Genomic DNA, 25,902 nt, shown 5'->3' with positions numbered 1-25,902 from the left:
GCTAAAAAAATTAATTATAGCTTAACTTAGCGCCGCTGCCCGCGCCCGACACTCTAATATATCCCTGCATTTCCTGGTGAAGCGCCGAACAAAAATCGGTGCAATAAAAAGGATATACTCCTGCCTGCTTTGGATTCCATACTATCGTCTTTGTTTGACCGGGCATAATCAGAAGTTCGGAATTATTCAGTCCTTTTACGGCGAAACCGTGCGGTATATCCCAATCCTGCTCTAAATTGGTAATGTGAAAATAAACTTTATCGCCGACTTTTACTCCTTCGATATTATCCGGCTTAAAATGAGTTCTGGTTGCGGTCATATAAATATGAACTTCATTTCCTTTTCTTTCCACTCTGGCTTCTTTTTCGCTCGCCGTTTTAGCCGGATGCGAATTTTTTTCAAGTTCATAAATTTTTTTGTTTCTTTTAATCAAGATATCAGCGGGGATTGCCTGAGCATAATGCGGCTCGCCTACGGTCGGGAAATCGAGCAGTAACTCCATTTTATCGCCCGAGATGTCGATTAATTGTGCGGACTGGCACAATTCGGGACCGGTTGGCAAGTATCTGTCTTTTGTAATTTTGTTCAAAGCAACGACGTATTTACCCCACGGCTTCTTGCTGTCGCCCCCGGGAATCATAAGATGACCGATCGAATAATAAGTCGGAATTCTATCGACTACTTCCCATGTTCCGAGTTTCCACTTTACAATTTCAGAGGAAATAAACGCGGAAGTATAAGCGTAGCCTTTGCCGTCGAATTCCGTATGAAGCGGTCCCAATCCCGGATTTTCAACTTCGCCGGCTATAACTGATTCGTATTTAAGAATCGGGATGCCGTCTATTTCGCCTTCGAATTCTTTATTTTCTATAGCTTTAAGCATTTTCGAAAACGAATGAACCGGAATAACGGTTGCAAGTTTGCCGCCCGCGACTATATATTCGCCGCTCGGGTCAACATCGACTCCGTGCGGAGATTTGGGCGTCGGCAAGTAATAAATAAGGCCGGGACAATCTTTTGGATTAAGAATATAAACGCTCGATCTTTTCTCCGAAATAGCTTGATGTTTCTCTTCGTCGAAATAGTTGCGATAGTATTCCGTATTTACTTTTTTTGCTTTCCCTTCCGCCAGATATTTCTCGGCAAGTTTCCAGTTTACGGCGGCAATAAAGTCTTTATCGTTTTGCGAGGCGTTGATCTCTAAAAGCGTATTTGCCTGTTCGCTATTATACGAAGTGAAAAAAGCCCATCCGTGAGAAGGTCCTTTCCCCGCATGCGCCAAATCATAATCGAATCCCGGAACGAGTATCTGGAAAGCGATATCCATATTGCCTTTTTCCGGATCAACTTTTATGAAAGAAAGCGTGCCTTTGAAGTTCTCTTTATAGGAATCGATTGATACGTCCCTGTTGGGTATGGGAACGCTAAATCGGGTGGAAGCTATAACATATTCGGTGTTTTCGGTTACAAACGGCGAACCGTGATTCCCGGCTGAATTCGGAATCTCAAGTATTTCGGCGGTTTCGAAAGAAGACAGGTCGATTCTTGCCACACGAGTGGTATTGTTGGCATTGATGAAAATCCATCTGCCGTCGGGAACGCCGTCTGTTTGCGACAGTTCCGGATGGTGCGCATCGTCCCACGGAACGAAACCGTAAGAAGTCATCAACATCGGTTTTGTTTCCTCCGAATAACCGTATCCGGTTTCGGGATTTTGAGCAAATACGCTTATTATTTTGAATAACCTTCCCGATGGTAATCCGTAAACAGAAAGCTGTCCGTTAAAACCGCCCGACATAAACGCATAGAATTCGTCGTATTGTCCGGGCGCAACATAAACTTTTGAAGCGGCTTTAGAGAAATCTCCTTCTTGCTTGTTTCCTGTGCAATTGACAAGCGCAAGGGAAACCGCCAGCAATAATATTATTTTACTTAATGTTTTCATAGCTTCTCCAATTAATTAATTTATTAATTAGCTACCGAGCGAAGGTATTCCAAAATCTTACGCGCATCTTCTTTGGTTACATTTTGAAAAGTCATCTGAGTAGCGTAGAGCCCCAGTAATTTTCTGGCTTCGGGGTGTTTTTGCGTCATTTCAGCGGGATTTAGAATCATGTTCATTATATACTCGGGAGTTCTTCTCTTGGTCACATCTCCCAATGCGGGACCCGTGTATCTTTCGTTCAATTTATGGCATTGAGTGCATTTTGCTTCGAAAATTTCCTTGCCGCTCCTGGCCATTATCTGATCGATAGTTTCGGGCACGTTAATTTTTTCTTTTACAGGGCCTATGCCGTTTTCATATTCGAAAACAGTAAGTCCGAATTTTGCGGCTAATTTTTCTTTTGCCGTATCGCTCGGCTGATTTTTGTCTTCCGATCCGCAGGCATTTAAGACCAGAACGGCTAACAGTAAAACGACAGAAATATTTTTCATTTTTTATCTCCTGTTAATTAATTGATTTTCCAGTTCGACCGATTTGGGAAACAAGATGTTATTTTCCAAATGGATATGAAGATGAAGATCATACTCGAATTCTTTCAGGCATTCGTAAAGAAGCGAAAATGTTGTGCAGGCGTCTGCCGGCAGTTTATAATTATCCGTGATCTTTTTAAATACAGAAAGTCTCTCTGCAGCCAGGTCATGTTCTCTGACCATTTGAGCAACTGGATTATTGATGGTGCCATAACCTCTTGTTTTCGGTTTTTCGCCCAACTTTTTGGTTTCTACAAGATATTTTATCAAAGGAAAAAGAACTCGCTCTTCTTTTGCCATATGACCGTTTAACTCCTCCGACAAAAGTCGGAACTCTTTTTTCAATTCATTCAGATATCCGTATTTCTCGCCGTGTGCGTTAACTACTTTACGAATAAGTTCATTTATAACAGGAAGTTTTTCATACAGATAACCGTGATGCTTATCCACTATATAAACGCAAAGTTTATCCGGCTCCATACCAAGGAAGTCTATCGTCTCTTTTTTCTATTTAACCTTATCTTCAACAAAAGGCATTAATTGATTTATAAAATTTTCAGGTTCAATCCCTTTTTCCTCCAGCGCCTCGGCTAATAATTGATTCCCACCGCAACAGTAATCAATCGAATATTTTTCGAATAATTTCGCCGATTCGATATTTTCTTTTACGAACTCGGCGACGGGCTTATTCAAATCTTCAACCGTCATGCCGCCTCCTTTATATCGGTATATTATGTCCGATTTTGATGTAAAAAATTTTATGTTATTCTTTCGCCTGTAATTGAATAATTCTTGATAGTATTATTAAAATCCGCTATAAAACTCTTCCACTCTGTACAGAACGGGCATGAATTTCTATTACACGATTCTTTCATATCGAAAATACACTCGCTTATATGTTCGTCGTATCCGAGCGCTTTGAAGACCTTTTCGAAACTGACATCCGAAGGGTCGGCGGCAAGATAGAAACCTCCGCCTTTTCCTTTTTTTGAATTTAATATCCCTTCGTACGACAGTATTTGCATAATCTTGGAAATAAATTCCTTGGGCAATCGTAACTGTCTGGAAATTTCCGCGGCGGTAAATACCTCGTCCCGCCCGATTTCCATCAGATAAAAAAGGACTCTTATACCGTACCTTATTTTACTATTAAGCAGCATCATAATCAGAATTTTTATTCTGTTTCAAATTAGGAACTTTTTATTCTTTTGTCAAGGATATTTTATCTTTTTAATTTTTTTATTGACATTGAAAGAAACGGAGTATAAATTTAATATCGGAATTTAAAGTCTGTTTATATAATGAAAGGACTGTCATGAGGGAAAAGAAAAAAATAATACGAAACGCCGAGGAGGCGGTTCAAAAATATAGATTTGCCGTTCAGGTACTTTTCGCACTGCTCTGCATCTGGATTGGCGTTGAATTTACTGTGTTCGTCAAATCCCTGGAAGCGGGAAATCCCGAGATGGTATCTTCGCGTCCCGCGGGAGTGGAAGGGTTTTTGCCGATAAGCGCATTGATGAGCGTTTACTACTTTTTCGCTACAGGCGAAATTCATCCGGCGCACCCGGCAGGATTCTTTATTTTTCTGGCTATCGTCGGCGTATCTTTCGTCGTGGGAAAATCTTTTTGCAGCTGGCTTTGTCCCATCGGCTTTCTCTCCGAAACAATCGGAGACTTCGGCGAAAAAATTTGGTATAAATTATTTAAAAAAAGAATCAAACTGCCGCGGTTTATCGACTACCCGTTGCGTTCCCTTAAATATCTTCTGCTCGGTTTCTTTGTGTATGCCATTTTCTTTTCGATGACAATAACCGCGCTCAAGGCTTTCCTCGACGGACCATATAATATCGTAGCCGATATTAAAATGTATTATTTCTTTGCCAATATCAGCAGATTTTCGTTAACCGTAATTGCAGTATTGTTTATCCTGTCGATTTTCATCAGGAATTTCTGGTGCCGGTATCTTTGTCCCTACGGAGCTCTGCTCGGCATAATTTCTTTTCTGAGCCCTTTAAAAATAAAAAGGGAGGCAAAAAGCTGCATCGATTGCGGTCTTTGCGCCAAAGCCTGCCCTTCATTCATAAAAGTGGATAAAGTAGAAACGGTGCGCTCCGACGAATGCTCAATGTGCCTGAGCTGTGTGGACGCCTGCCCCGTGGCAGATACGCTCTATGTCCAGACAAAAGCAACGAACAAAAAAATTTCAAAAAAAATTGTGGTATTAGCCGTTATAACTACATATATTGCAATAACAGGAATCGGCATTCTCACAGGGCATTGGAAAAATAATATTTCCGGAAAGGAATACATTATTTTACACGAACAAATCGACAATTTGGGTCATCCGACTAGCACCGCGGACATTGAGAAATTAAACAAAGAATCAGAAACCGGAGTTAATAAATGAACAACGGAAAAAAGTCTATTTTCAAAAAACTTCTCGAATTTCTGACTCCGCCGGACAACTGGAAATTTCCGGTTATTCTCATGCTCGGCATATTTACCGGGCTCGGATTTCATATCCTCTATGTTTCCAACGCAGTATCATATCTGTCCGACGATCCGGAGGTTTGCGTAAACTGCCACGTTATGAATCCCGAATACGCAACCTGGCAGAGGGGTAGTCACGGCAAAGTAACCACATGCAACGACTGCCACGTGCCGCAAAACAACATAATCGAAAAGCTCTGGTTCAAAGCTAACGACGGTTTAAGACACGCTACAATTTTCACTCTAAGAATGGAGCCCCAGGTTATTCAGATTAAAGAGGCGGGCAAAAAAGCCGTTCAGGAAAATTGCATAAGATGCCATACAAATCAAATACATCCGATTGCTTTGAGAGCAATCAACAACCGCAGCGTAGCAGACCAGACGGAAAGATACTGTTGGGAATGCCACCGCGAAACTCCGCACGGCAAAGTCCACAGCCTTTCTTCCACTCCATATGCGCGAACTCCGAAATTAAAACCGATTGCCGAGTGGATTTTAGAAGACAAAGAAATTATCAAATAAAAAAACGGGGAAAATATGAGACCAATTCAAGAGATAATCAAAGCGAAACCGTGGGTTGCATGGCTAATATTTTTTGCAACCGTTGTTGTTGTATTTCTTATCGGGCTTTTTGCTTCTTCGATAGTCGAAAGAAGAAGCGAGTCGTTTACTCTTCAGACGGTAAAACCGATTGCCGATTGGGAACCCCGCAACGAAGTGTGGGGCGAAAATTACCCGCGCGAATACGAAACTTATTTGAAAACTCTCGACACAAACTTTGCAAGCAAGTATGCCGGTTCCGTAACGCGCGACTATCTCGAACAAGCTCCCGAACTGGTTATAATGTGGGCGGGATACGGATTTTCGAAAGATTACGAAACGCCGAGAGGACATGCTTATGCTATCAAAGATATCCGAAACACTCTAAGAACAGGAGGCAATAAAGTAAGTCCCATGCCTTCAACCTGCTGGACGTGCAAAAGCACCGACGTCCCGCGCGTTATGGCAAGAGACGGAGTCGCCGAATTTTACAAAGGGAAATGGATCGACAAAGGACATGAATTCGTTAATCCTATCGGATGCCAGGACTGTCACGACCCGAAGACAATGGATTTGAGAATTACGCGCCCGGCGCTTATCGAAGCTTTTCAACGTCAGGGTAAAGACATCGAAAGTTTCAGCCACAACGAAATGCGTTCGCTCGTTTGCGCTCAGTGCCACGTGGAATATTATTTCGACAAAACAAAAGTGGAAGGCTCGCAGTATCTTACGTTTCCGTGGGACAAAGGATTCAGCGTCGACGACATGGAAAAATATTACGACGAAATCGAGTTTTCCGATTGGACTCATGCATTGAGCAAAGCCCCGATGTTAAAAGCTCAACATCCCGACTACGAACTTTTCATGACAGGCATACACGCTGAAAGGGGCGTATCGTGCGCAGATTGTCATATGCCGTATAAAACCGAAGGCGGAGTTAAATTCACGGATCACCACATTCAGAGCCCGTTGAACAATGTGGAAAACTCTTGCCAGGTCTGTCACAGAGAAAAGACCGAGAGTTTAATCAAGAATGTTTATGACCGTCAGGACAGAATTCACGAATTAAGAAGATACGCCGAGAAAGCTCTGGCTGCCGCGCATATCGAAGCCAAGATTGCATGGGATAACGGAGCAACCGAAGCCGAAATGAAAAACGCTCTCAAATTAATACGGCACGCTCAGTGGAGATGGGATTGGGCTGCCGCGGCAAACGGAATGGGATTTCATTCTCCGGTTGAAGCTCTGAGAGTTCTGGGCACCGCAATTCAAAAAGCCGAGGAAGCTCGCAGGGAAATTGCAGCCGTTCTTATCAAACACGGAGTCAACTATCCGGTTGCGCTGCCAGACATTTCAACAAAAGAGAAAGCCCAGAAATATATCGGTCTCGACATGAAAGCCCTCGAAGCCGACAAAGAAGAATTTCTGAAAACTACCGCTGTGGAGTGGGATAAAATTGCCAAAGAACGCCAGGGCACATTGAAAAAATATTAACAGGTTACAAGGAGCGGAGCAATCCGCTCCTTTTAATTAAACCGACAATTTTATTTAAACCGAGGAGCAATAAAAATGAAAAAACTGTTATTTATTTTGATCGCGCTTCCCTTTATTCTAAACGCGCAAAGTATTTACAAATTCGACCTTCAGATTAGACCCCGCTTTGAAATCGACAACAAAGATTTCAACTCGTCTACGAATCCGAATACGTTTACCGCATTGAGGTCTAGGCTCGGATTGAGTCTTAAAGCCTCCGACGACGTAAGCGCTTACGTTCAACTTCAGGATTCCAGGATATTCGGCGAAGAAGCATCGACGCTCAGCAATTCAAAAAACCTCGACGTCCATCAAATCTTTTTCAAAATAAACAACCTGTTCGACCTGCCCGTAGACGTTAAAGTGGGAAGGATGGAATTGAAATACGGCTCGGAAAGATTTTTAGGACCGGTAGGCTGGCATAATGTCGGACGCTCGTTCGACGGCGGCGTATTGACTTTCAAAAGCTGCCTCTTTAACGCCGACTTAATTGCCGCAAGAGAATACGAACGCTTCAACCCCGCCGATTCGCTAGATCAAAACATTTATGCATTGATGGGAGATTTGTTCCTTTTCAAAAAATACAAGATACAACCTTTTGTTATATGGCAGCGAGTTAATCCGACAAATTACCTCGACAGAGCGACTTTAGGATTTTATATAAGCGGAAACCTGAAGAATTTAAAACACGAAATCGACTTCGGATATCAAACGGGTTCCGCATTGATTAACGGCAGAGAACAGGACGTCAGCGCAATGACATTTTCATTCAACGCAAATTATACTTTTTCCCATTCACTAAAACCGTTTATCGGCATCCAGTACGATTACGCCAGCGGGGATAACAACCCGCTCGACAACGATTACAAAGCTTATGTTTCGCTCTATCCTACGGGACATAAATTTTTCGGCTACATGGATTATTTTATTAATTTGAACAACGACGCTTACAATCTCGGCATATCCGACATCGTTCTTAAATGCGGCATAGCCCCGGTAAAAGACTTAAATGTTTCCCTTAATTATCACATTTTCCGTTCGGTCGAGGAATATGTTTATACGGGCGGTTCTTCTTACGATTTCGGGACAGAGGCGGATTTGACGGTTAAATATAATTACAACGAATACGTAGACATACAAGCAGGAGCTTCTTTGTTTGCCCCGGGCGCAATCTTCAAGAAAATGCGGGGCGAGGATACATCGTCTTGGTTCTATTTAATGACTACCGTAAATCTCTGATAATTTATTAAATCCGTCGGAGCGTTTATTTCGCTCCGGCGGTTTGTTTAATCCAATCTCCAATCATTTCGAGCGCGGGCGTATAAATTGTTTCTTCGATTGATCCGTATTCCGACGGCAGACCCGTATTGCACTTTTGTAATAGATGATTCAATTGTTCACAGACGACAGTTTTAACCCGCTTGTTGCCGGCGCTTTCAAGCGATTTTTTCAATGCAGGCATGTTTTCTTTCGGAGGCGCCTGCAAATCTTTACCGCCCCACAATGCCAGCACAGGAATTTTTACGTTTTCGAGCGCCCAGGAAGGATTGTATTTAAGGAAAAACCGAAACCACGGACTCAAATACGTTTTTGCTTTTCTTTCAAATGCTTCAATACCGTTTTCCGGTTTATTCTTTTCTTCTTCGGACAAATCGGCGATTTCGTTTTTATAGAGTTCTTCTAATTTTTTATAAGCCGTAAGACTGTCGGAAGAATTGGCAATGATTTCGAATACTGTTTTCAACTGAGTAACAGTACGCGAAATTGTCGAACTGTCGACTCCCTGAGTTTTCATTATCAATTCGGTTTGAAGCGGGATCAAATCTTTTCCGGGAATTCCCGGCGGCGCAAGGAGAACAAGATATTTAACGTCGTCCGACGAAGCCGCCGCCATCGGAGCAATCAATCCGCCCTCGCTGTGTCCGATCAATCCGATTTTATCGCCGTCGATCTCTTTCCTTGTCTTAAGATACTCGACGGCAGCAAGAGCGTCTTTCATAAAATCTTCCGTAGTGGCTGAAGAAAAAACGCCTTCGGATTTACCGACTCCGCGATCGTCGTATCTCAATACCGCGATCCCGTTGCGGGTCAGATAGTCGGATATAATCAAAAACGGTTTGTGGTTGAAAATCGTTTCGTCTCTGTCCTGGGGACCGGATCCCGAAATCAAAACAACGGCGGGAAATTTTCCGTTACTTTCCGGCAACGTTAACGTTCCTGCAAGTTTTATTTTATCGAACTTATTTTCAAAAACAACTTCTTCTTCGATATAAGGAAAAGGTCTTTTCGGATTTTGCGGTCTTCTTACTTCGACCGCCTTTTCCGTTTTCTCCAATTGAAGAGGAAGATTGTAGCCCGCCTGCTTGAAAACCCCGGTTATTTTTTCTCCGCCTTTTTCAAAAGCACCTTTGTACGAAGCTCCGATTGACGCGACGGAAAACATAAGGCTGTCGTCCGTAATATTTATTTCTGTCACAGGAATATTAACCGCTCCCTGGTCGGGACTGTCCAAATGAGCGGAAAGATTACCATCTTCGGTTTTGAAAATTTTCAAAACAACTTTAAGAGACGTTTGCCCGAATTTCAAATTGCCCTGCCAAAACGAATCGTATTTAACGCTTTCGTTTTGTGCGTTCAGTCCGCAAAAGCTCAACAAAATCAGCGCGCATATTATTTTCTTCATTCTTCCCTCTTATTCTTCGGTTTTCATACTGTTAGTCGTTTCGTCGCCGCCGTTTGTTTCCCGGAGACGATTATTTTTTTTGAGGGCTTCTTTAAGAAGATATTCAATTTGAGCGTTAATGCTCCTCAAATCGTCGGCAGCCCATTTTTCCAGAGCCGCATAAATTTTATCGTCTATCCGAAGCAGAAATTTTTTTTTGTCGGCCATATCTTATAAATTATTTCTAGACGCCTGAATCAAATATACCGGAAAAGCGGCGACCCAGGGATTTTTGTTTAATTTGTCGTTCTCTTTTTCAATAATAATTTCAAGTTTCTTTTTCTTAATGCTACTCTTTTGTTTATACAAAATCAATCTTTCGTTGCCGTAAAGGAGTTCGTGATATTTTTTGAAAGGATGCAATTGAATATAAAAATGAAGACCCCTTGGCAATTTAAGAGTTCCGCCGCAGTTAAAAAATTCTTTTTGAAAAAACGCCGTCGGCAGTTCGTATCCGCAGGGGCGAATCGAAATTTCGCTTTTCAAGACGCTTTCTCTGTAAAATTCCCACTCGCCCCATTCGCCTTCGAGCAAAACGTCGTTCTTGAAAAGATTAATAGCTTTTAAGATCGCAACCGTCTCATCCGAGCGTTTGATTTCCAGATAATTCCTGATAAGCGACGGTTGACTGATCGTGAACTGCATTCCTTTTTCGAATTTATATTCCTTTTTCATGGTAACGTTTTTATTGATACAACGTGCCGGTATTAATAACGGGCTGAGCCTGAACTTCGGATACAAGAGCCACCATTAAATTGTTGACCATAGTGGCTTTTTTGTCTTCGTCGAGCTGGACAATATGTTGTTCGCTCAGAGTTTTCAGCGCCATATCGACCATTCCGACGGCGCCTTCGACAATTTTTTGACGCGCCGCAACTACCGCTTGCGCCTGTTGACGCCGCAGCATTGCTTGCGCAATTTCGGGCGCGTACGCCAGATGACTTATTCGCGCTTCGAGTATCTCGACTCCCGCTATATCGAGCCGCTGTTGAATGTGGGTTTTTAATCGTTCCGAAATCTCGTTTTGACTTGTGCGCAGGGACATCGTATTGTCGTCTCCGCTGTCGTAGGAATATTCCGTGGCAAGAGCTCTAATTGCCGTCTCGCTTTGAATTGCCACAAATTGTTCGTAATTCTGAACGTCGAAAATGGCGCGCGCGGAATCGATTACGCGCCATACTATTACCGCGGCAATTTCGATCGGATTTCCGTCGAGGTCGTTTACTTTAATAACGTCGCTGTTAAAATTGTGAATTCGCAACGATACTTTCTTCTTGGCGGTCAACGGATTTACCCACCAGAAACCCGAGTTCTTTACCGTACCGGTATACTTACCGAACAATATCAGCACTTTCGATTCGTTCGGTTGAATAATTATGAATCCAAGCGGGTAAATTGCAACTATGGCTACCAGGATAATGAACGCAAGAAGTTTTTCGCCTTCGGGATGTTTGGTGTAACTACCGAATAAGTAGAGAGTAAGAAGAAACAAAACAAGATAAACGACAGCCATCAAATAGCCGTTTAATTTAATGGCGTTTTTTTCCGCTACTTTTTCCATGGTCCCTCCCAATGTGATATTGCAATGATATCACTTTAATATCTTGAAGTCAAGAGAAATTTTGCTATATTTAAACTAACGAACGTTCGTATTATGAAAACACGCGAAAAAATAGTTTCTTCGGCTTTAAATTTATTTGCGGAGCGGGGATATGCAGCAACTTCGATAAGGCAAATCGCCGCAGAAGCTGGCATACGGGAGAGTTCCATCTATAACCACTTCCGCTCAAAAGAGGAAATTTTAATTCATCTTATTAAAGATTATTCGCGCCTGAATTCAGAAAGAGAAATACTCGGCGAAAAATTGCTCGATAAACTTTCCGAGCCGGTCGATTTTTTTGTCGGGCTGGCTGAAGAGTTAATAAAAAGATGGTCTTCGCCCGAAGAAGTAAAATTCATGCGGATTATACTTTCCGAACGGTCGAGGAATATCGGCGGCTTTAAGATTTCCTCGTCGATCCTTTTCGAAGAGACGAGAAAAATAGTTAAATTAATCCTGACCGAAATGAAGAAGAACAAATTAATCGAGGGGGACGTCGATTTTCTTACGGAAGAATATCTGTCGCCATTGTTTTTTATCCGGCTCGAAAAATTGAATACGCCGCCGTTTGACAAATCGGTTTTCGATTCAGCGCGTAAACACGCGCGTTTTTTCTGGCAAAACATAAAACGGAGATAAAAGTGCTAACGGGCATACCATCAAAAGAAGATATTCTCGCAGCCGCAGGTATAATCAAAGAGAAAGCCCACAGAACACCGCTCCTTTCTTCGTCGGCAATTAATTCGATGTTCGGCTGTACGATTTTATTCAAATGCGAAAACTTCCAAAAGGCGGGCGCATTTAAATTCAGAGGAGCTTATTACAGTTTGCGATCGTTATCGAAAGCGGAATTGGAAAAAGGAGTAACCACTCATTCTTCGGGCAATCACGCCGCCGCATTGGCGCTATCGGCGAAATTATTAAACGCAAAAGCGTATATTGTGATGCCCGAGACCGCGCCCAAAATCAAGAAAGACGCCGTTCATACCTACGGCGCCGAAATCTTTTTTTGTCAGCCGAATTTGAAATCGAGAATCGAAAAAGTTGAGGAGGTAATTGCAAAGACCGGGGCGACGCTAATCCATCCTTACGACAATTATTCGATCATCGCTGGGCAGGCTACCTGCGCGCTCGAGATATTCGAAGAAGTTAAAGACGCCGATTATATTATAGCTCCCGTAGGCGGCGGAGGATTGCTGAGCGGAACATGCCTTTCGGCAAAGTATTTTTCGCCTTCGGTAAAAGTAATAGGAGCCGAACCGAAAGGCGCCGACGACGCTTACCGCTCGATTCGCGACGGTTATATTCATCCTTCGGTCAATCCCAAAACAATTTGCGACGGCTTGTTAACGCAACTGTGCGACAAGACATTCCAAATCATCAAAGACAACGCGGAAAGAATTATTACCTGCAGCGACGAATCGGTAATCGAGTCGATGAGATTGATCTGGGAAAGGATGAAAATTATAGTGGAACCTTCAGCCGCTATAACTCTGGCTGCAATCCGGGAAAATCAAATCTTCTTCGAGGGGAAAAAAGTGGTTTGTATATTATCGGGAGGCAATGCGGACTTGAATCGCCTCCCGTGGAATTCATAACCGTAAATTTACCGGCTGCTCATAAAATCGATTATCGCCTTGCAAAACACCGGCAGGTCGTCCGGTCTTCTGCTCGATATCATGTGTCTGTCGACAACAACGGGTTCGTCAATCCATACCGCTCCGGCATTCTCGATGTCGTCTTTAATGCCCGGCGTTGAAGTGCACCTGAAACCTTTCATTATTTTTGCCGAAATCGGAATCCATCCGGCGTGGCAAATGTGCGCCACAAGCTTGCCGTTTTCGTGAAACCGTCTCGTTAAATCGAGCACTTTTTCGACGCGTCTCAATTTATCGGGCGCAAAGCCGCCGGGAATTATCAATCCGTCGAAATCCTTTTCTTCAACGTCGTTGTACGATACGTCGGCTTTACACGGATACCCGTTTTTTCCGCGATATATTTTTCCGGATTCCGGTCCCGCCACAGTCACCCGGGCGCCTTCTTCAATCATTCTGAGTTTTGGATACCACAATTCGAGGTCTTCGTATACATCGTCTACGAACATTAAAATCTTTTTACCGTCGAGCATAATTCTTTCCTTTCAAATAATTATTAATAATCATTCATATAAATCAGCCGCGTCGCAGAAAAGTTCATTTCAGTACATTGTCGGTATAAAATCCGATTACCTTTTTGATATGTTCTTCGCACACTTTGCAGAACGGTTTTGTTCCTTTGGAAAACATCAGACAGTCGAGCATCGGTCTGTACATTCCTTTAGACGAATATCCCGCGCCTTCGAAAGCGCCGACTTTGTTCCAATACTTTGAATTGCGCAGGTATTTGTCGACTTCGGCGCTGTGTTCTTTGTCCTTCCTGTTATATTCTTCCTGCAATTTAATTATTTCTTCCGCGGGAGCTTTAATTTTTTTCAACCGGGCAATTTGTTTGTTTAGCTCGGCGCGTTCCTTCTGCCATTGTAAATCCATCTTGTCGAATTCTTCTTTTTCCCACGGCGTCGGCAGTTCGATTCCCGGACTCAAAAGCGATTTCCATTTAAGATTATCTTTATCGAGCAGCCGGGTTATATTCGGCTCTACCGGTTCAATTCCTTTCGGATAGAATTCGTTGTAAGCTACCGAGCTGGTATAATATTCGTCGGCGAGTCCGCCGAAGGAGTGTCCGAATTCATGCAAAAAGATATAATCGCTGAATTGATTGTCGGAAGTAAAAGTGCAGTAAAAATTATAGATGCCTCCGCCTCCGTATCTTTCGGTATTGCACATAATATAAATTGCGTCGTAGGGTACAAGAGCCGCCAGGTCTCTCATTGCTTTATTGTCTTCGGTCAAAACGTAGCGCTCCGAACCGAGCGAATAGAAAGTGGTTCCGAGCAGATTATTCTTAAATATTCCGGCTCCCGGCTCGTCGATTCCGCTTTCTTCGGAAGCTTTATAAATTCCGGTTATATTGATTTTGTCCTTGAATTGATTGTAAGGCGGAAAATTCATCATTAATTCGGTATAATGGTTCAGGTCTTTCCGGAATTTTTCTTCTTCTTTAATTGAGTATCCGTCACCCAGAATCAAAACATCCAGACATTCATGCGGTCCGCCGGCTACGTGCGATTTGATTATTTTCGCCCCGCTGTCGGCAAATTCCTTTTTGACAACAGTAACGTCTTCCGGATCGATTACGGTCGAATAAATTTCGTTGAGCCGGTTCGAGCGGTCGCGTTTTTCGAGAACGAATTTAATTTTCTTTTTTGGAGCGGGTATAATTGCGCTTTCGTGATACGTTCTCAAAATTCCCGAAGCGGCTTCTTCCGTGGTTTGATATTCCTTAAAATAACTGTCGAATCCTTTCGAATAGATCAGCTTGTCTTCTTCGGCGTCGTAAATTTTGTAATAATAGGCGCCGTTGTCGAAGCGGTCAATCAGATTAACCATTCCGCCTGCCCAGACGCCGTAAACATAAATTCTGTCTAAGCTCACAAATTCCCTTTCCGAATCGCCTGTATGGTGGTAGTCGATCCGCATAGTTTTGTCTTCAAAGTATTTTTCGAATTCGGTTTGCGCGTTAATCGACACCACGCAAAAAACAACAAAATATAAAACGCTTAATAATTTTCTCATGATTTTATTCCCGCAATTTTTTAAAAATAAAGTTTATAATCAGTCGTAAAAATTAATCAAATCAAAACGAAAATTCCCTGCAAAATAAAATCTGCAATTTGCAGTTTAAAAATCTCTATAAGAAAAAAAATAAATTTTTTATTGAAATTAAGCATTAATCTATTTAAGTTGCTCGCATAAGAGGGGAGCAGAACAGAAAAAGACAGATTACCGTATTACGTCATCCGTTTCTCCAAGACTATTCTCGTCTGTAAATAATAAGGTAATTTACAATGCGTAAACTTATGATTATCATTTGCATTATTGGGGGATTAATAAGTTGTAACGATTCTACTACAGATTCAAATCCACCTTTCAAGCATCCAAAAGAGATGACATGGACGACCGACACTCTCCCCGTACCCGAATACGCTATACAAGTTCTACCGGAAGATTTAACTGTTATCGCTCCCGATAATATCTGGTTGGCTACCTGGGTAGGGCACGCTCAATTTATGCATTTCGACGGCGACAAATGGTCTTTAGCTCATGAAATTGCCGGCGGTATTTTCTCCCTTACATACGATAACTACAACAGATTATGGGCCGGCGGTTATTCAAACAATATTTATATCGGCTACTTTGACGGATTTAATTGGAACAGAGTTGACGATATGGGCGTCACAGGAGCTATACTTGATATGACGACAGACGAAGAAGGGAACATTTGGGCTTGCGGCAGAAACGGCGTCGTCCTTAAATATTCACAGTCTTCAGAAACCTGGTCTGTCGATACTATTAAAATTTTCTTCCCCTATTCCGTAAGTTATTTCCTAAAAAGCATTCAAGAGTATAACAACAAAATTTTTATTCTTGCCACTTCTACTAACCAAAACACTCTTATTGAAAAGTACTTCTTTATTTCCGGAAATATTGATAATTGGGCTATAGAAGATTCTATGACTCTCGATTCACCTTCATCTGTTATTAAATGGGGATATAGAGGTTTGTATGCAAGCGATTTTAATAAACTTTATTCCTTCGGGTTGGGAGGAATTTGGGAATATCAGAATGGTACATCTATAAAAATAAAAGACGTTAACGGCGCTATTAATGATGTATATGGCATAAATGAAGATTATTTGTTTGCCGTAGGCGATTACAAAAAGGTTTTATTTTACGACGGCGCATTATGGATAAATCTAAGCCAATTTTTAATTACAGATGATCCCACATTTACTTATTGGCGCGTCTGGACGAACGGCTACCAAACCGTCATTGCAGGATATGGAAACGTAGACGGCATTACAAAAACAATAGTATGGCGCGGCAGGTAAATCCTTCATATCTCCTTTGTAATCAATATACTTTTTTGTGATATATGCGAGAAGACCGCTCGCTTTAATTAATTAAACCCTCCCGGCAACAGATCATCAACTTGAATTTCTTTCCTCAAACTCGTTAAAATTCTAATACGGAAACCGATTGGTCTATATATTAACTCAATAAATATTTATTTTAGAAATCAAATAAAAATCGATTGTTATGCGAAAAACGGCAATTCTTATGTTTCTTCTTGTCGCAGTCTGTTCGGCGCAGGAACTGAAAATCGGAAGATTAAAATACAACGGCGGCGGCGACTGGTACAACGATCCCTCGGCAGAAGTAAATTTACTTAAATTCATCGGAGAAAATACTTTTATCGAAACCCAACCGGTTTATGAATTTGTCGACTTGTCGAGCGGAAATATTTTCGCTTATCCGATTCTTTTTATGACCGGGCACGGCAATGTCGTCTTTTCTGAAAACGACGCGCGAAAGCTCAGAACTTATCTTACGAACGGCGGATTTCTTTATGTGGACGACGACTACGGACTCGATAAAGGCTTCCGTCGCGAAATTAAAAAAGTTTTTCCCGATAAGGAACTAGTCGAAATTCCGTTTGATTACGGTTTGTATCATTGCGTTTTCGATTTCAACGGACCGCCCAAAACGCACGAGCACGACAATAAACCGCCGCGGGGCTTCGGAATTTTCGCAGAAGGCAGACTCTGCCTCTATTACACTTACGAATCGAATCCGAGCGACGGATGGGCAGACCCCGAAGTTCATAACGATCCGCCGGCTAAAAGAGAAGAAGCGCTGAAATTCGGCGTCAATATTATTACATGGGCTCTGATCAATTGAGATGAACGAAAAGATAACTCACATAAAAAGCAAACTGAAAAAGTTTCTCGTTCGCGAAACCCTCGTAGAATTGTCGGCGGGACTATGCGCTCTTCTTTCGTCGCTAGTTCTTTTGATAATTCTTCTCGCTGTTTCGGAAAATCTTTTCCGGTTTTCATCTCATTCAAGAACAATCCTCTTTTATTTGTTTATTGCCGTCGCAATAATCTCGTCCGTATACTTCTTTTTTCTTCCGGCAATAAAAAAAATTATTTCGTATTTAAATCCCGATTACGATTCGCTGGCAAGAAATGTCGGCGTTTTTTTCCCTTCCGTAAAGGACGAGCTTGTAAACGCTCTCGAATTGATCGAAGAAAAAAATCCGTCATACTCCGGTCAACTGATAGCCGCCGCATTCGACAAAACTTACGATAAAGTAAAAGACCTCGATTTCAATTCCGTTATCGATGCCCGTTTATTAAAAAAGCGTTTTCGGGTTTTGCTGATATTGTCGATTGCTTCGGTTTTATTGTTTTCCGCCTCGAATGATATGAGAGCGTCTTTTGCGCGCTTGATTAATTACGGCGTAGAATATAAAGAGCCGTTGAAATTCCGGTTTGCAATCGAGCCGGGAAATTATAAAGCCGTCAAAGGAGAAGAAATCAATATATCGATTAAAACGACCGGCGAAAGTCCCGGAGGTATTAATCTTTACATAAAGACCGACGCCGACGCTGAATTTGCCGGATACCGCCTGCAGCCGGATGCAGACGGGGTTTTTAATTACCGGATAAAATCGATTCTTCGCTCCGCAATTTATTATGCCGAAGCCGAAGGAATCGAAAGCGAAGTTTATCAAATCGAAGTGGTCGACCCTCCGTTTATAACCGCGCTCGATTTAACAATAATTCCGCCGGCTTATACAAAACTTTCGCCCGAATATCGAAACAACGACGGCAACATAACCGCATTGCCCGGCAGCCGTATAAAATTGAAAATCACGTCTTCAAAACCGCTTGCCCGTGCGGAATTAAAATTTGCTTCCGGCAAAAAAATCGACCTAAAGCATTCAGGCAATTTTGCAGCCGGCGGTTTTTCCGTAACGAACAACGACAGTTATGTGATCGGAATAAAAGACGATGAGGATAATTTCAACAAAGACCCGATTACTTATTTCGTTAAGACAATTAAAGACGAACCGCCGTCGATCGAAATGGCGGCGCCGGACGAAGACGTCAAATTAAACAACAATCCGGTCGTACCGTTAATTGTTCGTATAAAAGACGATTACGGATTTTCCCGTCTGGCGCTTAAATACCGGCTCGTCGCTTCCAAATACCGCGCTGCGGAAGAATCTTTCAACATTAAGGAATTGAAAACAGGCGGCGGAAAAGAAGAAGAAATCTATCACGCCTGGGATTTGTCGCCGCTCGTTCTGGCAGAGGGCGAGAGCGTTTCTTATTATCTCGAAGTATTCGACAACGACAATATCAACGGTCCCAAATCCGCCCGCACTAAAAGTTATCTTATAACCGTTCCGTCGCTCGACGATTTATTCAAAGATATAAACGAAACTCAAGCCGAATCGATCGAAGAGCTGGAAGAAACTTTGAAAGAAGCCGAAACTCTCGGCAGGGAATTGCAGCGGATTAGCGACGACCTGAAAAAGAATCAAAAGGAAATTTCGTGGCAGGAAAAGGAAAGAATCGAATCCGCGGCAGAACGTTACAAAAACCTGCTCGAAAAAGCCGAAAAAATAGCCGATAAAATTTCCGAAATGAAAAACGAAATGATGAAAGAAAATCTCCTTTCGGAAGAAACTCTAAAAAAATACGAAGAGCTGCAAAATTTAATGGAAGACATGAACAGCGAAGAGATGAAAGAAGCTCTGCGCAAACTGCAGGAGTCGCTCCGGAGCCTTATGAGAGACAAAACGCAAACGTCCGCCGACGATCTGAAATTGAACGAAGAATATTTCAAGAAAAGTCTTGAACGCACGATTAATCTGCTCAAGCGGATTCAAGTTGAACAAAAAATCGACGAGCTAATCAAAAGAACGGAAAACATAGTCGAAAAGTTAGAAGAACTGAAGAACGCAACCGAAGAAAGCGAATTGTCGAATTCAAAGCAGAGAGAAAATTTAACACAGCGGCAAAACGACATTTCGCAGGAACTCGAAAATCTGAGAAAAACGATGGAAGACCTGGACGAAAAAATGGAAGGACTCAATAACGTTCCGAAAGAAGAACTCGAACGAGCTATTGAAGAATACTCAAAACAATCGAACGAAAAACTTTCCGAAGAAGCTCTCGAAAAACTCCGACAAATGATGAAATCCGAAGCATTGAAAAATCAACGCCGGCTTTCGTCGAATATGGAAAACATGCTCAAGGAATTTCAAAACCTTCAGAACTCAATGCAGCGGATGAATCAGGTGAAGACTTTTTTCGATATGATGAAACTCCTTGACGATTTGCTGACTCTTTCGAAAGAACAGGAAAAATTGAAAAACGAAACCGAAGAACTAAATTACTCTTCGCCGGAATTCAACGAGAAGGCGAACAATCAAAACAATTTGCAAAACGGTTTGAAAAAAATTCTTCAAAAGATGACAAAAATGTCGCAGGAAACATTTGCAATTACTCCGGAAATGGGCAAATCGATCGGCAAAGCGTTTGCAGAAATGCAAAATTCCACTTCGGCTTTGATGTCGCGCAATTCCGGCAGAGCGGTTCAATCGCAAACCGCAGCGATGGCAAGTCTGAACGAAGCCGCCTCGATGATTAAAACCGGGATGGATCAAATGATGAATGGCGGGCAGGGCGGAGGCATGATGAGCCTGTTCCAGCAATTGCAACAATTGTCTCAACAACAAATGAATTTGAATCAATTGACGCAAAAGCTTCAGCAGGGCGGGCTTTCGCAGGAAATGATGTCTCAATTGAAACGGCTTGCTCAGGAACAGGAACTGGTAAGAAAGTCGCTGGAACAGTTGAACCGGGAAGCGAAAGCTTCGGGACAGTCGAAACGGCTTGCGTCGAATCTCGAAAAGATTCTGGAAGAAATGAAAGAAGTCGTCGCCGATATGCAAACCGAAAAACTCAACGACGATTTGATTCAAAAGCAGGAGAGAATACTTTCCAGACTACTCGACGCCCAACGCTCGATAAACGAACGCGACTTCGAAAAGAACAGGACATCGCAGACGGGAAAAAATATCGAACAGGAATCGCCCGGGCCATTGAATCTTTCCGACGAAGAAACGAAAAACCGCCTTCGCGACGAATTAATGAAAGCCGTCAACGAAGGCTATAAAAAAGACTACCGGGAATTGATAAAAAAATATTTCGAACTGCTCGAAAAATCGGGTTCGGTTAAATAGTCCTTAGTCTGAAATCTGCAACGTATAAATTATTGTCGATATCCGCAGCTAAAGGATTAATATCGAATTCGGCAACCGCGGGATTTTCAATCATCATAATCGCGCAGTTTCGGATAATTTCAACGAGCGAATCGATATCGACTCCGGATTCGCCTCGCACTCCTTTGATTATTTTTCCGATTTTAGTCTCCGAAATCATTTCGTAAATATCGTTTCTGCTCAAGCAGCACGATCTGATCGACGTGTCGTTCAGTATTTCAACGTACTTGCCGCCGGAGCCGAACATTATCACGGGCCCGAACGATCCGTCGCGAAAGCCGCCGATCAGAAGTTCGTGTTTGATATTCAAATATTTTTGCACCAGAAAACTTTCCGCTTTCAACCCGTTTTTTTCAAAACCTTTTTCAATCTCTTTTGCTTTTTCGATCAATTCCTTTTTATCCTTAATGTCCAATCGAACGGCGTTCAACTCGCTTTTATGGATTACGTTTTCGGCAATGCCTTTAATAACCGCCGGGAAAAAATCATCGCTGACCTCCGCAAGTTCATCATATTTCAATATTGCGCTTTCGACCAAAGGCAAATTATATTTTTTTGCCGCTTCGTTCAGCTCGGTTTGAGTCAGGTATTTTCCCTCGGGTTTAATTACGTTTATTTGTTTTCTGTTAAGGAGTTCGAGATATTCGCTTCGGTCGGTTTCAATTTTACTGAAGCGCTCCCGATAAAACCAAATATTAGACAGAATTTCAGGCGCGTCTTCGGGATTTCTGAATACAGGAAGATTTCTTTTCGAATTCGATTTATAATAACTCCAGAATTCAGGCAACGGCATAGTTGTATGAATAACGGGCTTTTGCGATTGTTCGCCGTTGAAATTGTTATAAACAGCCTCGGCAATTTCAAAAGGTTTAACCATAACCGGCTCGACGAAAATCGTAATAACCGCGTCGACGTTATCGTCTTCGAGCAATAACGCCGTAACGTTTTTATACGTTTCGCCGTCGCCCGAAGGCAGCAGATCGACCGGATTTTCGGCGCTCCCTTCGGGATGAATAATCGCTTTGATTTTTTCTTTTGTCGATTCATTCAGGCGCGCAAGTTTAAGACCTCTCTCTTCGAGCTTGTCGACACACAGGATTCCGGGTCCGCCCGCATTCGTTACAACCGCAATGTTATTTCCTTTAATTGCCGGAAAGTTTTCAAAGCCTTTTGCCGTATTGAACAATTCGTTCAATGTTTTAACTCTTATTACGCCGAACTGCTTTAAGAGCGCGTTTGCAATTTTATCGCTGCCGCTCAGCGCTCCGGTATGCGACGATGCGGCTTTCATTCCGCTTTCCGTTCGACCGGCTTTCAAAACAATAACCGGTTTATCGACTTTGCCCTTGATGAACGGCAGTAAAAATTTAAAACCGTCGTCGAAACTTTCGAGATAATATGTCAGTATGCGTATGTTGTCGTCTTTCTGCCAGAAACCGAGTAAATCGTTTTCGTTGACGTCGGCTTTGTTTCCGATACTGATAAAATGAGCGAATCGAACGTCGGACTCGCGGATTGTATTGAGCACCGCGGCGCCGAGAGCTCCGCTTTGAGAGAAGAACGCGATAGAGCCGGTTTCTGGTTTTTCCGCCACAAATGTCGCGTTTAATTTATTGTCAGGAAGCGTATTGATAACGCCCATGCAATTCGGACCTACAAGTCGACCGCCCGCATTCTTAATTTTGTTTGCAATTTCGTTTTCCAGCCGCGCGCCTTCTTCGCCCAGTTCCTTAAATCCGGCGGTAATCAATATTATCGCTTTTACGTTTTTCTTTATAAGCTCGTCAATCGAAGCGCTTACGAGTTTCTTCGGAAGCGTGATGATTGCAAGATCAATTTCACCGGCTATCGATTCAATCGAAGAATAACATTTTAATCCGAGTATTTCTTCCGAGTTCGGATTGACGGGGAAAATTTTTCCGGTATATCCGTAATCCCTGATATTCTTGAGAATTTCATGACCGATACTCTTCGGTTTGGAAGAAGCTCCAACAAGACAAACCGACTCCGGATAAAAGAATTTCCGTAATTCATCCATTGATTTTTTCCTTTTTCGTCTAAAATAAGAAAGTGAATCGTGAAATTTTATTTTTTATTGACTAATTGCCAAAATTTTTTATTCCAATTTGCCAGGATTTATTATTGGCAAAAATGTAAAGATTACCGTATGATAAACTGCCGTCAATAAATTAATCCGGTCTAAAGGAAACCGTTTCCGACAGTAATCCCGATTTCCAAAAATATTCTTATTTTTGCGTTTAATTTATCGTTTAAGAGGTCAAAAAAAACGGGGAATAAAAGATGAGCAAGAAAGTAGTAACCTTCGGGGAGATTATGCTTCGTCTGTCGACGCCGGGATATACGAGATTTGTCCAGGCTCAAAATTTCGACGTTACATTCGGCGGCGGCGAAGCAAACGTAGCCGTTTCATTGTCGAACTACGGCTTTGAATCGTACTTCGTTACAAAACTGCCTAAACACGAAATCGGTCAAAGCGCAGTCAATCACCTCCGCCGTTTCGGCGTTAAAGACGATTATATTGTGCGCGGAGGGGATCGTATCGGAATTTATTTTCTGGAGACAGGCGCCAGTCAGAGAGCCTCGAAAGTAATTTACGACAGGGCAAATTCGGCCGTAGCCCTGATGAAAAAAGGCGAGGTCGACTGGAAAAAAGTATTCGAAAACGCCGCATGGTTTCATTGGACAGGAATAACGCCGGCGCTCGGCAAAAACGCTCAAGAACTTTTGAACGAAGCGTGCGAAACAGCCAAATCGATGGGCGTAACGGTAAGCTGCGATCTGAATTTCCGCGCTAAAATGTGGACTACCGAAGAAGCTCAGGCTGTAATGAAACCGTTAATGAAATACGTCGACGTCTGCATTGCCAACGAAGAAGACGCCGAAAAGAGTCTGGGTCTAAAAGCCGAAAAGACGAACGTAGAGGCGGGCAAACTTGACGAAGAAGGATATTTCAACGTTGCCAGAAAGTTAAAAGAGACATACGGTTTCAAAGCCGTTGCAATAACGCTTAGGGAAAGTTATTCGGCGTCGCGTAACGGATGGAGCGCATTGTTGTTAGACGATAAAGATTGTAAAGAACCGTATCGTTCGAGAAAATATGAAATCGATATAGTCGACAGAGTGGGCGGAGGAGATTCGTTTGCCAGCGGTTTGATTTACGGTTTGCTTACAAAAGAAAATACAAAGGAGGCTCTCGAATTTGCAGTTGCCGCCTCTTGTTTGAAACATACTATTCCGGGCGATTTCAATCTGGTAAGCGTCGACGAAGTTGAAAAACTGATCAAGAGCGGCGGCTCGGGCAGAGTGGAAAGATAAAATTAAATGCGGGGAAACTGCCCCGCATTTTTTACTTAAACACCGTTAAAACTTACCCGTTCAATCTTTTCATTATCGTTTCGTAATCGTTGCGGTTGTTCATATTAAAAAAGAGTTCGTCGCTGTAAAATTCCAGTCCGGTCGGATCGACAATTGTCGTATCGGCAACGTCAAGAAGGCGATGCAGGGATTTATGATTTCCGCCTCCGTTTTTTTCCAGGATATTTTCAATTAACGGCAGCAGTCTTTTTCTGTAAAGACCGACCAGCGGTTGCAAATATCCGGCTGCTCTTGCAATCAGCACATCGCTTTCGACTTCGTAATTCAAAAAATATTCGATCATTTCCGCGCTCATCAACGGCACGTCGCAGGAAATGATAAAATTATTTTCGGTTTCGGATTCTTTCAAAGCGGCATGAATTCCTGCAAGCGGTCCGCCGTCGGCATATATATCTTCCACGCTTTTCAATCCGAGAAATTCATACTCTTCCGGCTCGTTTGTACTGAGTATTATTTCTTCGAAAAACGGCTCGATCAATCGTAAAATTATTTCTATTGTCGTAATCCCTTTTATTTTCATCAAAGACTTATTCTCGCCCATACGCGAGCTTTTGCCGCCCGACAGAATTACGCCCGTTATATTTTTTCTTTTTTTCATCGGCTCGTTATATTTTTATACATTTTACGATGTCGCCTTTTTGCGGATTGCGGATTTCCTCCGGTAAAACAATGAGGCAATCGGAGGCGCTCATTTCGACCAGGTTTCCCGACGATTGAGAAAACTCGGAAGTAACTTTCCACACGCCGTTTTCTTCGAATAAAATTCCCCTGGCAAAATGCCTTTTTCCGTCCCGCTTTTTCAAATTATTTTGCAAAACAGCGGTAATCATTTCCGTCTCTTTTTGTTTGAACAGATAATCGATTGCCGGTTCGATAAACACTTTAAAGTTCACCAGAGACGACACCGGATTGCCGGGTAATCCGAATATTAATATTTTTTTTCCGTTCTTTTCAAAAACTCCGAAATAGATCGGTTTGCCCGGTTTGATATTTACCTTCCAAAATTTTCTTCGAACGCCGAGTTCTTCGAAAACTTCTTTCAGGAAATCGTATTTTCCCACCGATACTCCGCCGGTTGTAATCAAAAAATCGATATTCGATTCCAGCGCGCTGTGTATCTTTTCTTTAATTACATTTTTGTCGTCTTTTACAAAACCGAGATTCAATACTGTATGATTCATTTCCTTAACAGCCGCGGATAAAGAATAGATATTCGACACTCTTATTTTGTCGTTTTCCGGTTTTTCGCGGACGGGAATCAATTCGTCGCCTGTGGCAAGAACGGCAAATCTCAATTTTGAAAACACTTTTACTTTATCTCTTCCGCAGCTTGCAATAGCGGCGACGGTTTTGGGTTTGATTTTAGTAAACGCAGGCACGGCAATTTTGTCGATCTCCAGGTCGCTCCCTTTACGGCGTATGTTTAATCCTTTTTTGAAAAAAGCGCCGGGTTTCAGACTTAATTTTCCGTTATCAACCTCCACATCTTCTATCGGAATAACAGTGTCTGCATTGACCGGAAGCTTACTGCCGGTTGTAATCAAAACCGCTTCGTCTTCGGTTATTGAAACCGGCGAATAATTCCCCGCAGAGACTTCGCTTTTTATAGTCCACTCGTTTCTTTCGGAAAATACAAGCGCGTATCCGTCAACGGCGGAATTGTCAAACGGCGGCAAATCGACATCGGCAATTACATCTTCCGCAAGAATCCGATTGTATGACTCGAATATATCCGCTTCTTCCGTTTTCAGAGTTAAATTTTGTATTTCGCTTTTTATTATTTCCAATGCTTCATTGTAGTTTAGCATCTATTACTCCACTTTTTACAGAACGCTGATTTACTTGACTGTACTTATGTTCGCTGATTATTAAATCTGTTCAACCCGACCGGCGTGCGGGTCTG

Annotated in this window: 24 protein-coding genes; 10 read left to right on the top strand and 14 right to left on the bottom strand. The window is 42.4% G+C overall.

The genetic code is table 11. The annotated features are described in order from the left end of the window. Window positions 1–10: 10 nt before the first annotated feature. Genes nosZ through ACSSWA_RS09345 form a run of 5 tightly spaced genes read right to left on the bottom strand, consistent with a single transcriptional unit; the run spans window position 11 to window position 3,638 of the window. Window positions 11–1,945 (bottom strand): Sec-dependent nitrous-oxide reductase, encoded by a 1,935-nt coding sequence (gene nosZ, locus ACSSWA_RS09365; RefSeq protein WP_437356306.1) that lies wholly within the window; start codon window positions 1,943–1,945, stop codon window positions 11–13. A 23-nt stretch (window positions 1,946–1,968) separates the two neighbouring features. Next, a complete protein-coding gene (locus ACSSWA_RS09360; RefSeq protein ID WP_437356305.1) occupies window positions 1,969–2,436 on the bottom strand; it encodes a c-type cytochrome in 468 nt (155 codons plus the stop codon). A 3-nt stretch (window positions 2,437–2,439) separates the two neighbouring features. Next, window positions 2,440–2,955 carry a hemerythrin domain-containing protein gene (locus ACSSWA_RS09355; RefSeq protein WP_437356304.1) on the bottom strand — a complete coding sequence of 172 codons (516 nt, stop codon included), beginning with the start codon at window positions 2,953–2,955 and terminating at the stop codon, window positions 2,440–2,442. A gap of 27 nt (window positions 2,956–2,982) precedes the next feature. Beyond that, window positions 2,983–3,183, bottom strand: a complete 201-nt coding sequence (locus ACSSWA_RS09350; RefSeq protein WP_437356303.1) for a DUF542 domain-containing protein — start codon at window positions 3,181–3,183, stop codon at window positions 2,983–2,985. A 50-nt stretch (window positions 3,184–3,233) separates the two neighbouring features. After that, entirely contained in the window at window positions 3,234–3,638 is a 405-nt protein-coding gene (locus tag ACSSWA_RS09345) for an RrF2 family transcriptional regulator (protein ID WP_437356302.1), read from the bottom strand. A gap of 152 nt (window positions 3,639–3,790) precedes the next feature. Here ACSSWA_RS09345 and ACSSWA_RS09340 point away from each other — a divergent pair, with 152 nt between their 5' ends. From ACSSWA_RS09340 to ACSSWA_RS09325, 4 genes are all read left to right on the top strand, one after another. Then, a complete protein-coding gene (locus ACSSWA_RS09340) occupies window positions 3,791–4,885 on the top strand; it encodes a 4Fe-4S binding protein (RefSeq protein ID WP_437356301.1) in 1,095 nt (364 codons plus the stop codon). Next, window positions 4,882–5,490, top strand: coding sequence for a cytochrome c nitrite reductase small subunit (gene nrfH, locus ACSSWA_RS09335; RefSeq protein WP_437356300.1), 609 nt, complete (start codon window positions 4,882–4,884; stop codon window positions 5,488–5,490). The genes ACSSWA_RS09340 and nrfH overlap by 4 nt, the downstream gene beginning before the upstream one ends. A 15-nt stretch (window positions 5,491–5,505) precedes the next feature. Then, the gene (nrfA, locus tag ACSSWA_RS09330; protein WP_437356299.1) at window positions 5,506–7,002 is read left to right on the top strand and encodes an ammonia-forming cytochrome c nitrite reductase; all 1,497 of its coding nucleotides are present in this window, start codon (window positions 5,506–5,508) and stop codon (window positions 7,000–7,002) included. A 75-nt stretch (window positions 7,003–7,077) separates the two neighbouring features. Further along, window positions 7,078–8,280: an alginate export family protein gene (locus ACSSWA_RS09325; RefSeq protein ID WP_437356298.1), complete on the top strand. Its 1,203-nt coding sequence runs from the start codon at window positions 7,078–7,080 to the stop codon at window positions 8,278–8,280. A 25-nt stretch (window positions 8,281–8,305) separates the two neighbouring features. Here the strand turns inward: ACSSWA_RS09325 and ACSSWA_RS09320 are convergent, their stop codons facing one another. Genes ACSSWA_RS09320 through ACSSWA_RS09305 form a run of 4 tightly spaced genes read right to left on the bottom strand, consistent with a single transcriptional unit; the run spans window position 8,306 to window position 11,324 of the window. After that, window positions 8,306–9,724: an alpha/beta hydrolase family protein gene (locus ACSSWA_RS09320; RefSeq protein ID WP_437356297.1), complete on the bottom strand. Its 1,419-nt coding sequence runs from the start codon at window positions 9,722–9,724 to the stop codon at window positions 8,306–8,308. A gap of 9 nt (window positions 9,725–9,733) precedes the next feature. Beyond that, entirely contained in the window at window positions 9,734–9,931 is a 198-nt protein-coding gene (locus ACSSWA_RS09315; RefSeq protein ID WP_437356296.1) for a hypothetical protein, read from the bottom strand. Window positions 9,932–9,934: 3 nt separating this feature from the next. Further along, the gene (locus tag ACSSWA_RS09310) at window positions 9,935–10,438 is read right to left on the bottom strand and encodes a hypothetical protein (RefSeq protein ID WP_437356295.1); all 504 of its coding nucleotides are present in this window, start codon (window positions 10,436–10,438) and stop codon (window positions 9,935–9,937) included. 10 nt (window positions 10,439–10,448) lie between these two features. Next, entirely contained in the window at window positions 10,449–11,324 is an 876-nt protein-coding gene (locus tag ACSSWA_RS09305; protein WP_437356294.1) for an SPFH domain-containing protein, read from the bottom strand. A gap of 93 nt (window positions 11,325–11,417) precedes the next feature. Here ACSSWA_RS09305 and ACSSWA_RS09300 point away from each other — a divergent pair, with 93 nt between their 5' ends. Both ACSSWA_RS09300 and ACSSWA_RS09295 read left to right on the top strand, forming a co-directional pair. Further along, on the top strand, window positions 11,418–12,002 hold the full coding sequence (locus tag ACSSWA_RS09300) for a TetR/AcrR family transcriptional regulator (protein ID WP_437356293.1): 585 nt from the start codon (window positions 11,418–11,420) through the stop codon (window positions 12,000–12,002). Window positions 12,003–12,004: 2 nt separating this feature from the next. Next, window positions 12,005–12,961 (top strand): threonine ammonia-lyase, encoded by a 957-nt coding sequence (locus tag ACSSWA_RS09295; RefSeq protein WP_437356292.1) that lies wholly within the window; start codon window positions 12,005–12,007, stop codon window positions 12,959–12,961. Between the two features lie 8 nt (window positions 12,962–12,969). Here the strand turns inward: ACSSWA_RS09295 and ACSSWA_RS09290 are convergent, their stop codons facing one another. Continuing rightward, window positions 12,970–13,491: a type 1 glutamine amidotransferase domain-containing protein gene (locus ACSSWA_RS09290; RefSeq protein ID WP_437356291.1), complete on the bottom strand. Its 522-nt coding sequence runs from the start codon at window positions 13,489–13,491 to the stop codon at window positions 12,970–12,972. Window positions 13,492–13,555: 64 nt separating this feature from the next. Beyond that, entirely contained in the window at window positions 13,556–15,037 is a 1,482-nt protein-coding gene (locus ACSSWA_RS09285; protein ID WP_437356290.1) for a M64 family metallopeptidase, read from the bottom strand. 272 nt (window positions 15,038–15,309) lie between these two features. Between ACSSWA_RS09285 and ACSSWA_RS09280 the strand changes: the two genes are divergently transcribed. The 3 genes from ACSSWA_RS09280 (at window position 15,310) to ACSSWA_RS09270 (ending at window position 20,564) form a co-directional block, all read left to right on the top strand. Continuing rightward, window positions 15,310–16,353 carry a hypothetical protein gene (locus ACSSWA_RS09280; protein WP_437356289.1) on the top strand — a complete coding sequence of 348 codons (1,044 nt, stop codon included), beginning with the start codon at window positions 15,310–15,312 and terminating at the stop codon, window positions 16,351–16,353. Window positions 16,354–16,561: 208 nt separating this feature from the next. Next, window positions 16,562–17,203, top strand: a complete 642-nt coding sequence (locus ACSSWA_RS09275; RefSeq protein WP_437356288.1) for a DUF4159 domain-containing protein — start codon at window positions 16,562–16,564, stop codon at window positions 17,201–17,203. Between the two features lies 1 nt (window position 17,204). Next, complete coding sequence (locus tag ACSSWA_RS09270) at window positions 17,205–20,564, top strand: DUF4175 family protein (protein ID WP_437356287.1); 3,360 nt, start codon at window positions 17,205–17,207, stop codon at window positions 20,562–20,564. Here the strand turns inward: ACSSWA_RS09270 and ACSSWA_RS09265 are convergent. Continuing rightward, window positions 20,557–22,641, bottom strand: coding sequence for an acetate--CoA ligase family protein (locus tag ACSSWA_RS09265; protein WP_437356286.1), 2,085 nt, complete (start codon window positions 22,639–22,641; stop codon window positions 20,557–20,559). The genes ACSSWA_RS09270 and ACSSWA_RS09265 overlap by 8 nt on opposite strands. A 263-nt stretch (window positions 22,642–22,904) precedes the next feature. Here ACSSWA_RS09265 and ACSSWA_RS09260 point away from each other — a divergent pair, with 263 nt between their 5' ends. Further along, window positions 22,905–23,939: a PfkB family carbohydrate kinase gene (locus tag ACSSWA_RS09260; protein WP_437356285.1), complete on the top strand. Its 1,035-nt coding sequence runs from the start codon at window positions 22,905–22,907 to the stop codon at window positions 23,937–23,939. 52 nt (window positions 23,940–23,991) lie between these two features. On the opposite strand, the gene mobA is transcribed toward ACSSWA_RS09260, so the two are convergent. Then, the gene (gene mobA / locus ACSSWA_RS09255) at window positions 23,992–24,597 is read right to left on the bottom strand and encodes a molybdenum cofactor guanylyltransferase (protein ID WP_437356284.1); all 606 of its coding nucleotides are present in this window, start codon (window positions 24,595–24,597) and stop codon (window positions 23,992–23,994) included. A 7-nt stretch (window positions 24,598–24,604) separates the two neighbouring features. Beyond that, window positions 24,605–25,807 carry a molybdopterin molybdotransferase MoeA gene (locus ACSSWA_RS09250; RefSeq protein WP_437356283.1) on the bottom strand — a complete coding sequence of 401 codons (1,203 nt, stop codon included), beginning with the start codon at window positions 25,805–25,807 and terminating at the stop codon, window positions 24,605–24,607. Window positions 25,808–25,902: the final 95 nt, after the last annotated feature.

This window comes from Melioribacter sp. Ez-97, assembly GCF_051488665.1.
Classification (GTDB): domain Bacteria; phylum Bacteroidota; class Ignavibacteria; order Ignavibacteriales; family Melioribacteraceae; genus Melioribacter.
Note: the sequence above shows the minus strand (reverse complement) of the source record. Positions and strands in the feature narration are given on the sequence as shown.

Coding starts and splice junctions, on each gene's coding strand:
- mobA (WP_437356284.1), bottom strand. CDS start 24,597: ATGAAAAAAAGAAAAAATATAACGGGCGTAATTCTGTCGGGCGGCAAA.
- ACSSWA_RS09280 (WP_437356289.1), top strand. CDS start 15,310: ATGCGTAAACTTATGATTATCATTTGCATTATTGGGGGATTAATAAGT.
- ACSSWA_RS09355 (WP_437356304.1), bottom strand. CDS start 2,955: ATGGAGCCGGATAAACTTTGCGTTTATATAGTGGATAAGCATCACGGT.
- ACSSWA_RS09310 (WP_437356295.1), bottom strand. CDS start 10,438: ATGAAAAAGGAATATAAATTCGAAAAAGGAATGCAGTTCACGATCAGT.
- ACSSWA_RS09265 (WP_437356286.1), bottom strand. CDS start 22,641: ATGGATGAATTACGGAAATTCTTTTATCCGGAGTCGGTTTGTCTTGTT.
- nosZ (WP_437356306.1), bottom strand. CDS start 1,945: ATGAAAACATTAAGTAAAATAATATTATTGCTGGCGGTTTCCCTTGCG.
- ACSSWA_RS09325 (WP_437356298.1), top strand. CDS start 7,078: ATGAAAAAACTGTTATTTATTTTGATCGCGCTTCCCTTTATTCTAAAC.
- nrfA (WP_437356299.1), top strand. CDS start 5,506: ATGAGACCAATTCAAGAGATAATCAAAGCGAAACCGTGGGTTGCATGG.
- ACSSWA_RS09260 (WP_437356285.1), top strand. CDS start 22,905: ATGAGCAAGAAAGTAGTAACCTTCGGGGAGATTATGCTTCGTCTGTCG.
- ACSSWA_RS09305 (WP_437356294.1), bottom strand. CDS start 11,324: ATGGAAAAAGTAGCGGAAAAAAACGCCATTAAATTAAACGGCTATTTG.
- ACSSWA_RS09360 (WP_437356305.1), bottom strand. CDS start 2,436: ATGAAAAATATTTCTGTCGTTTTACTGTTAGCCGTTCTGGTCTTAAAT.
- ACSSWA_RS09315 (WP_437356296.1), bottom strand. CDS start 9,931: ATGGCCGACAAAAAAAAATTTCTGCTTCGGATAGACGATAAAATTTAT.
- ACSSWA_RS09320 (WP_437356297.1), bottom strand. CDS start 9,724: ATGAAGAAAATAATATGCGCGCTGATTTTGTTGAGCTTTTGCGGACTG.
- ACSSWA_RS09290 (WP_437356291.1), bottom strand. CDS start 13,491: ATGCTCGACGGTAAAAAGATTTTAATGTTCGTAGACGATGTATACGAA.
- ACSSWA_RS09285 (WP_437356290.1), bottom strand. CDS start 15,037: ATGAGAAAATTATTAAGCGTTTTATATTTTGTTGTTTTTTGCGTGGTG.
- ACSSWA_RS09300 (WP_437356293.1), top strand. CDS start 11,418: ATGAAAACACGCGAAAAAATAGTTTCTTCGGCTTTAAATTTATTTGCG.
- ACSSWA_RS09340 (WP_437356301.1), top strand. CDS start 3,791: ATGAGGGAAAAGAAAAAAATAATACGAAACGCCGAGGAGGCGGTTCAA.
- ACSSWA_RS09270 (WP_437356287.1), top strand. CDS start 17,205: ATGAACGAAAAGATAACTCACATAAAAAGCAAACTGAAAAAGTTTCTC.
- ACSSWA_RS09350 (WP_437356303.1), bottom strand. CDS start 3,183: ATGACGGTTGAAGATTTGAATAAGCCCGTCGCCGAGTTCGTAAAAGAA.
- nrfH (WP_437356300.1), top strand. CDS start 4,882: ATGAACAACGGAAAAAAGTCTATTTTCAAAAAACTTCTCGAATTTCTG.
- ACSSWA_RS09275 (WP_437356288.1), top strand. CDS start 16,562: ATGCGAAAAACGGCAATTCTTATGTTTCTTCTTGTCGCAGTCTGTTCG.
- ACSSWA_RS09250 (WP_437356283.1), bottom strand. CDS start 25,807: ATGCTAAACTACAATGAAGCATTGGAAATAATAAAAAGCGAAATACAA.
- ACSSWA_RS09345 (WP_437356302.1), bottom strand. CDS start 3,638: ATGATGCTGCTTAATAGTAAAATAAGGTACGGTATAAGAGTCCTTTTT.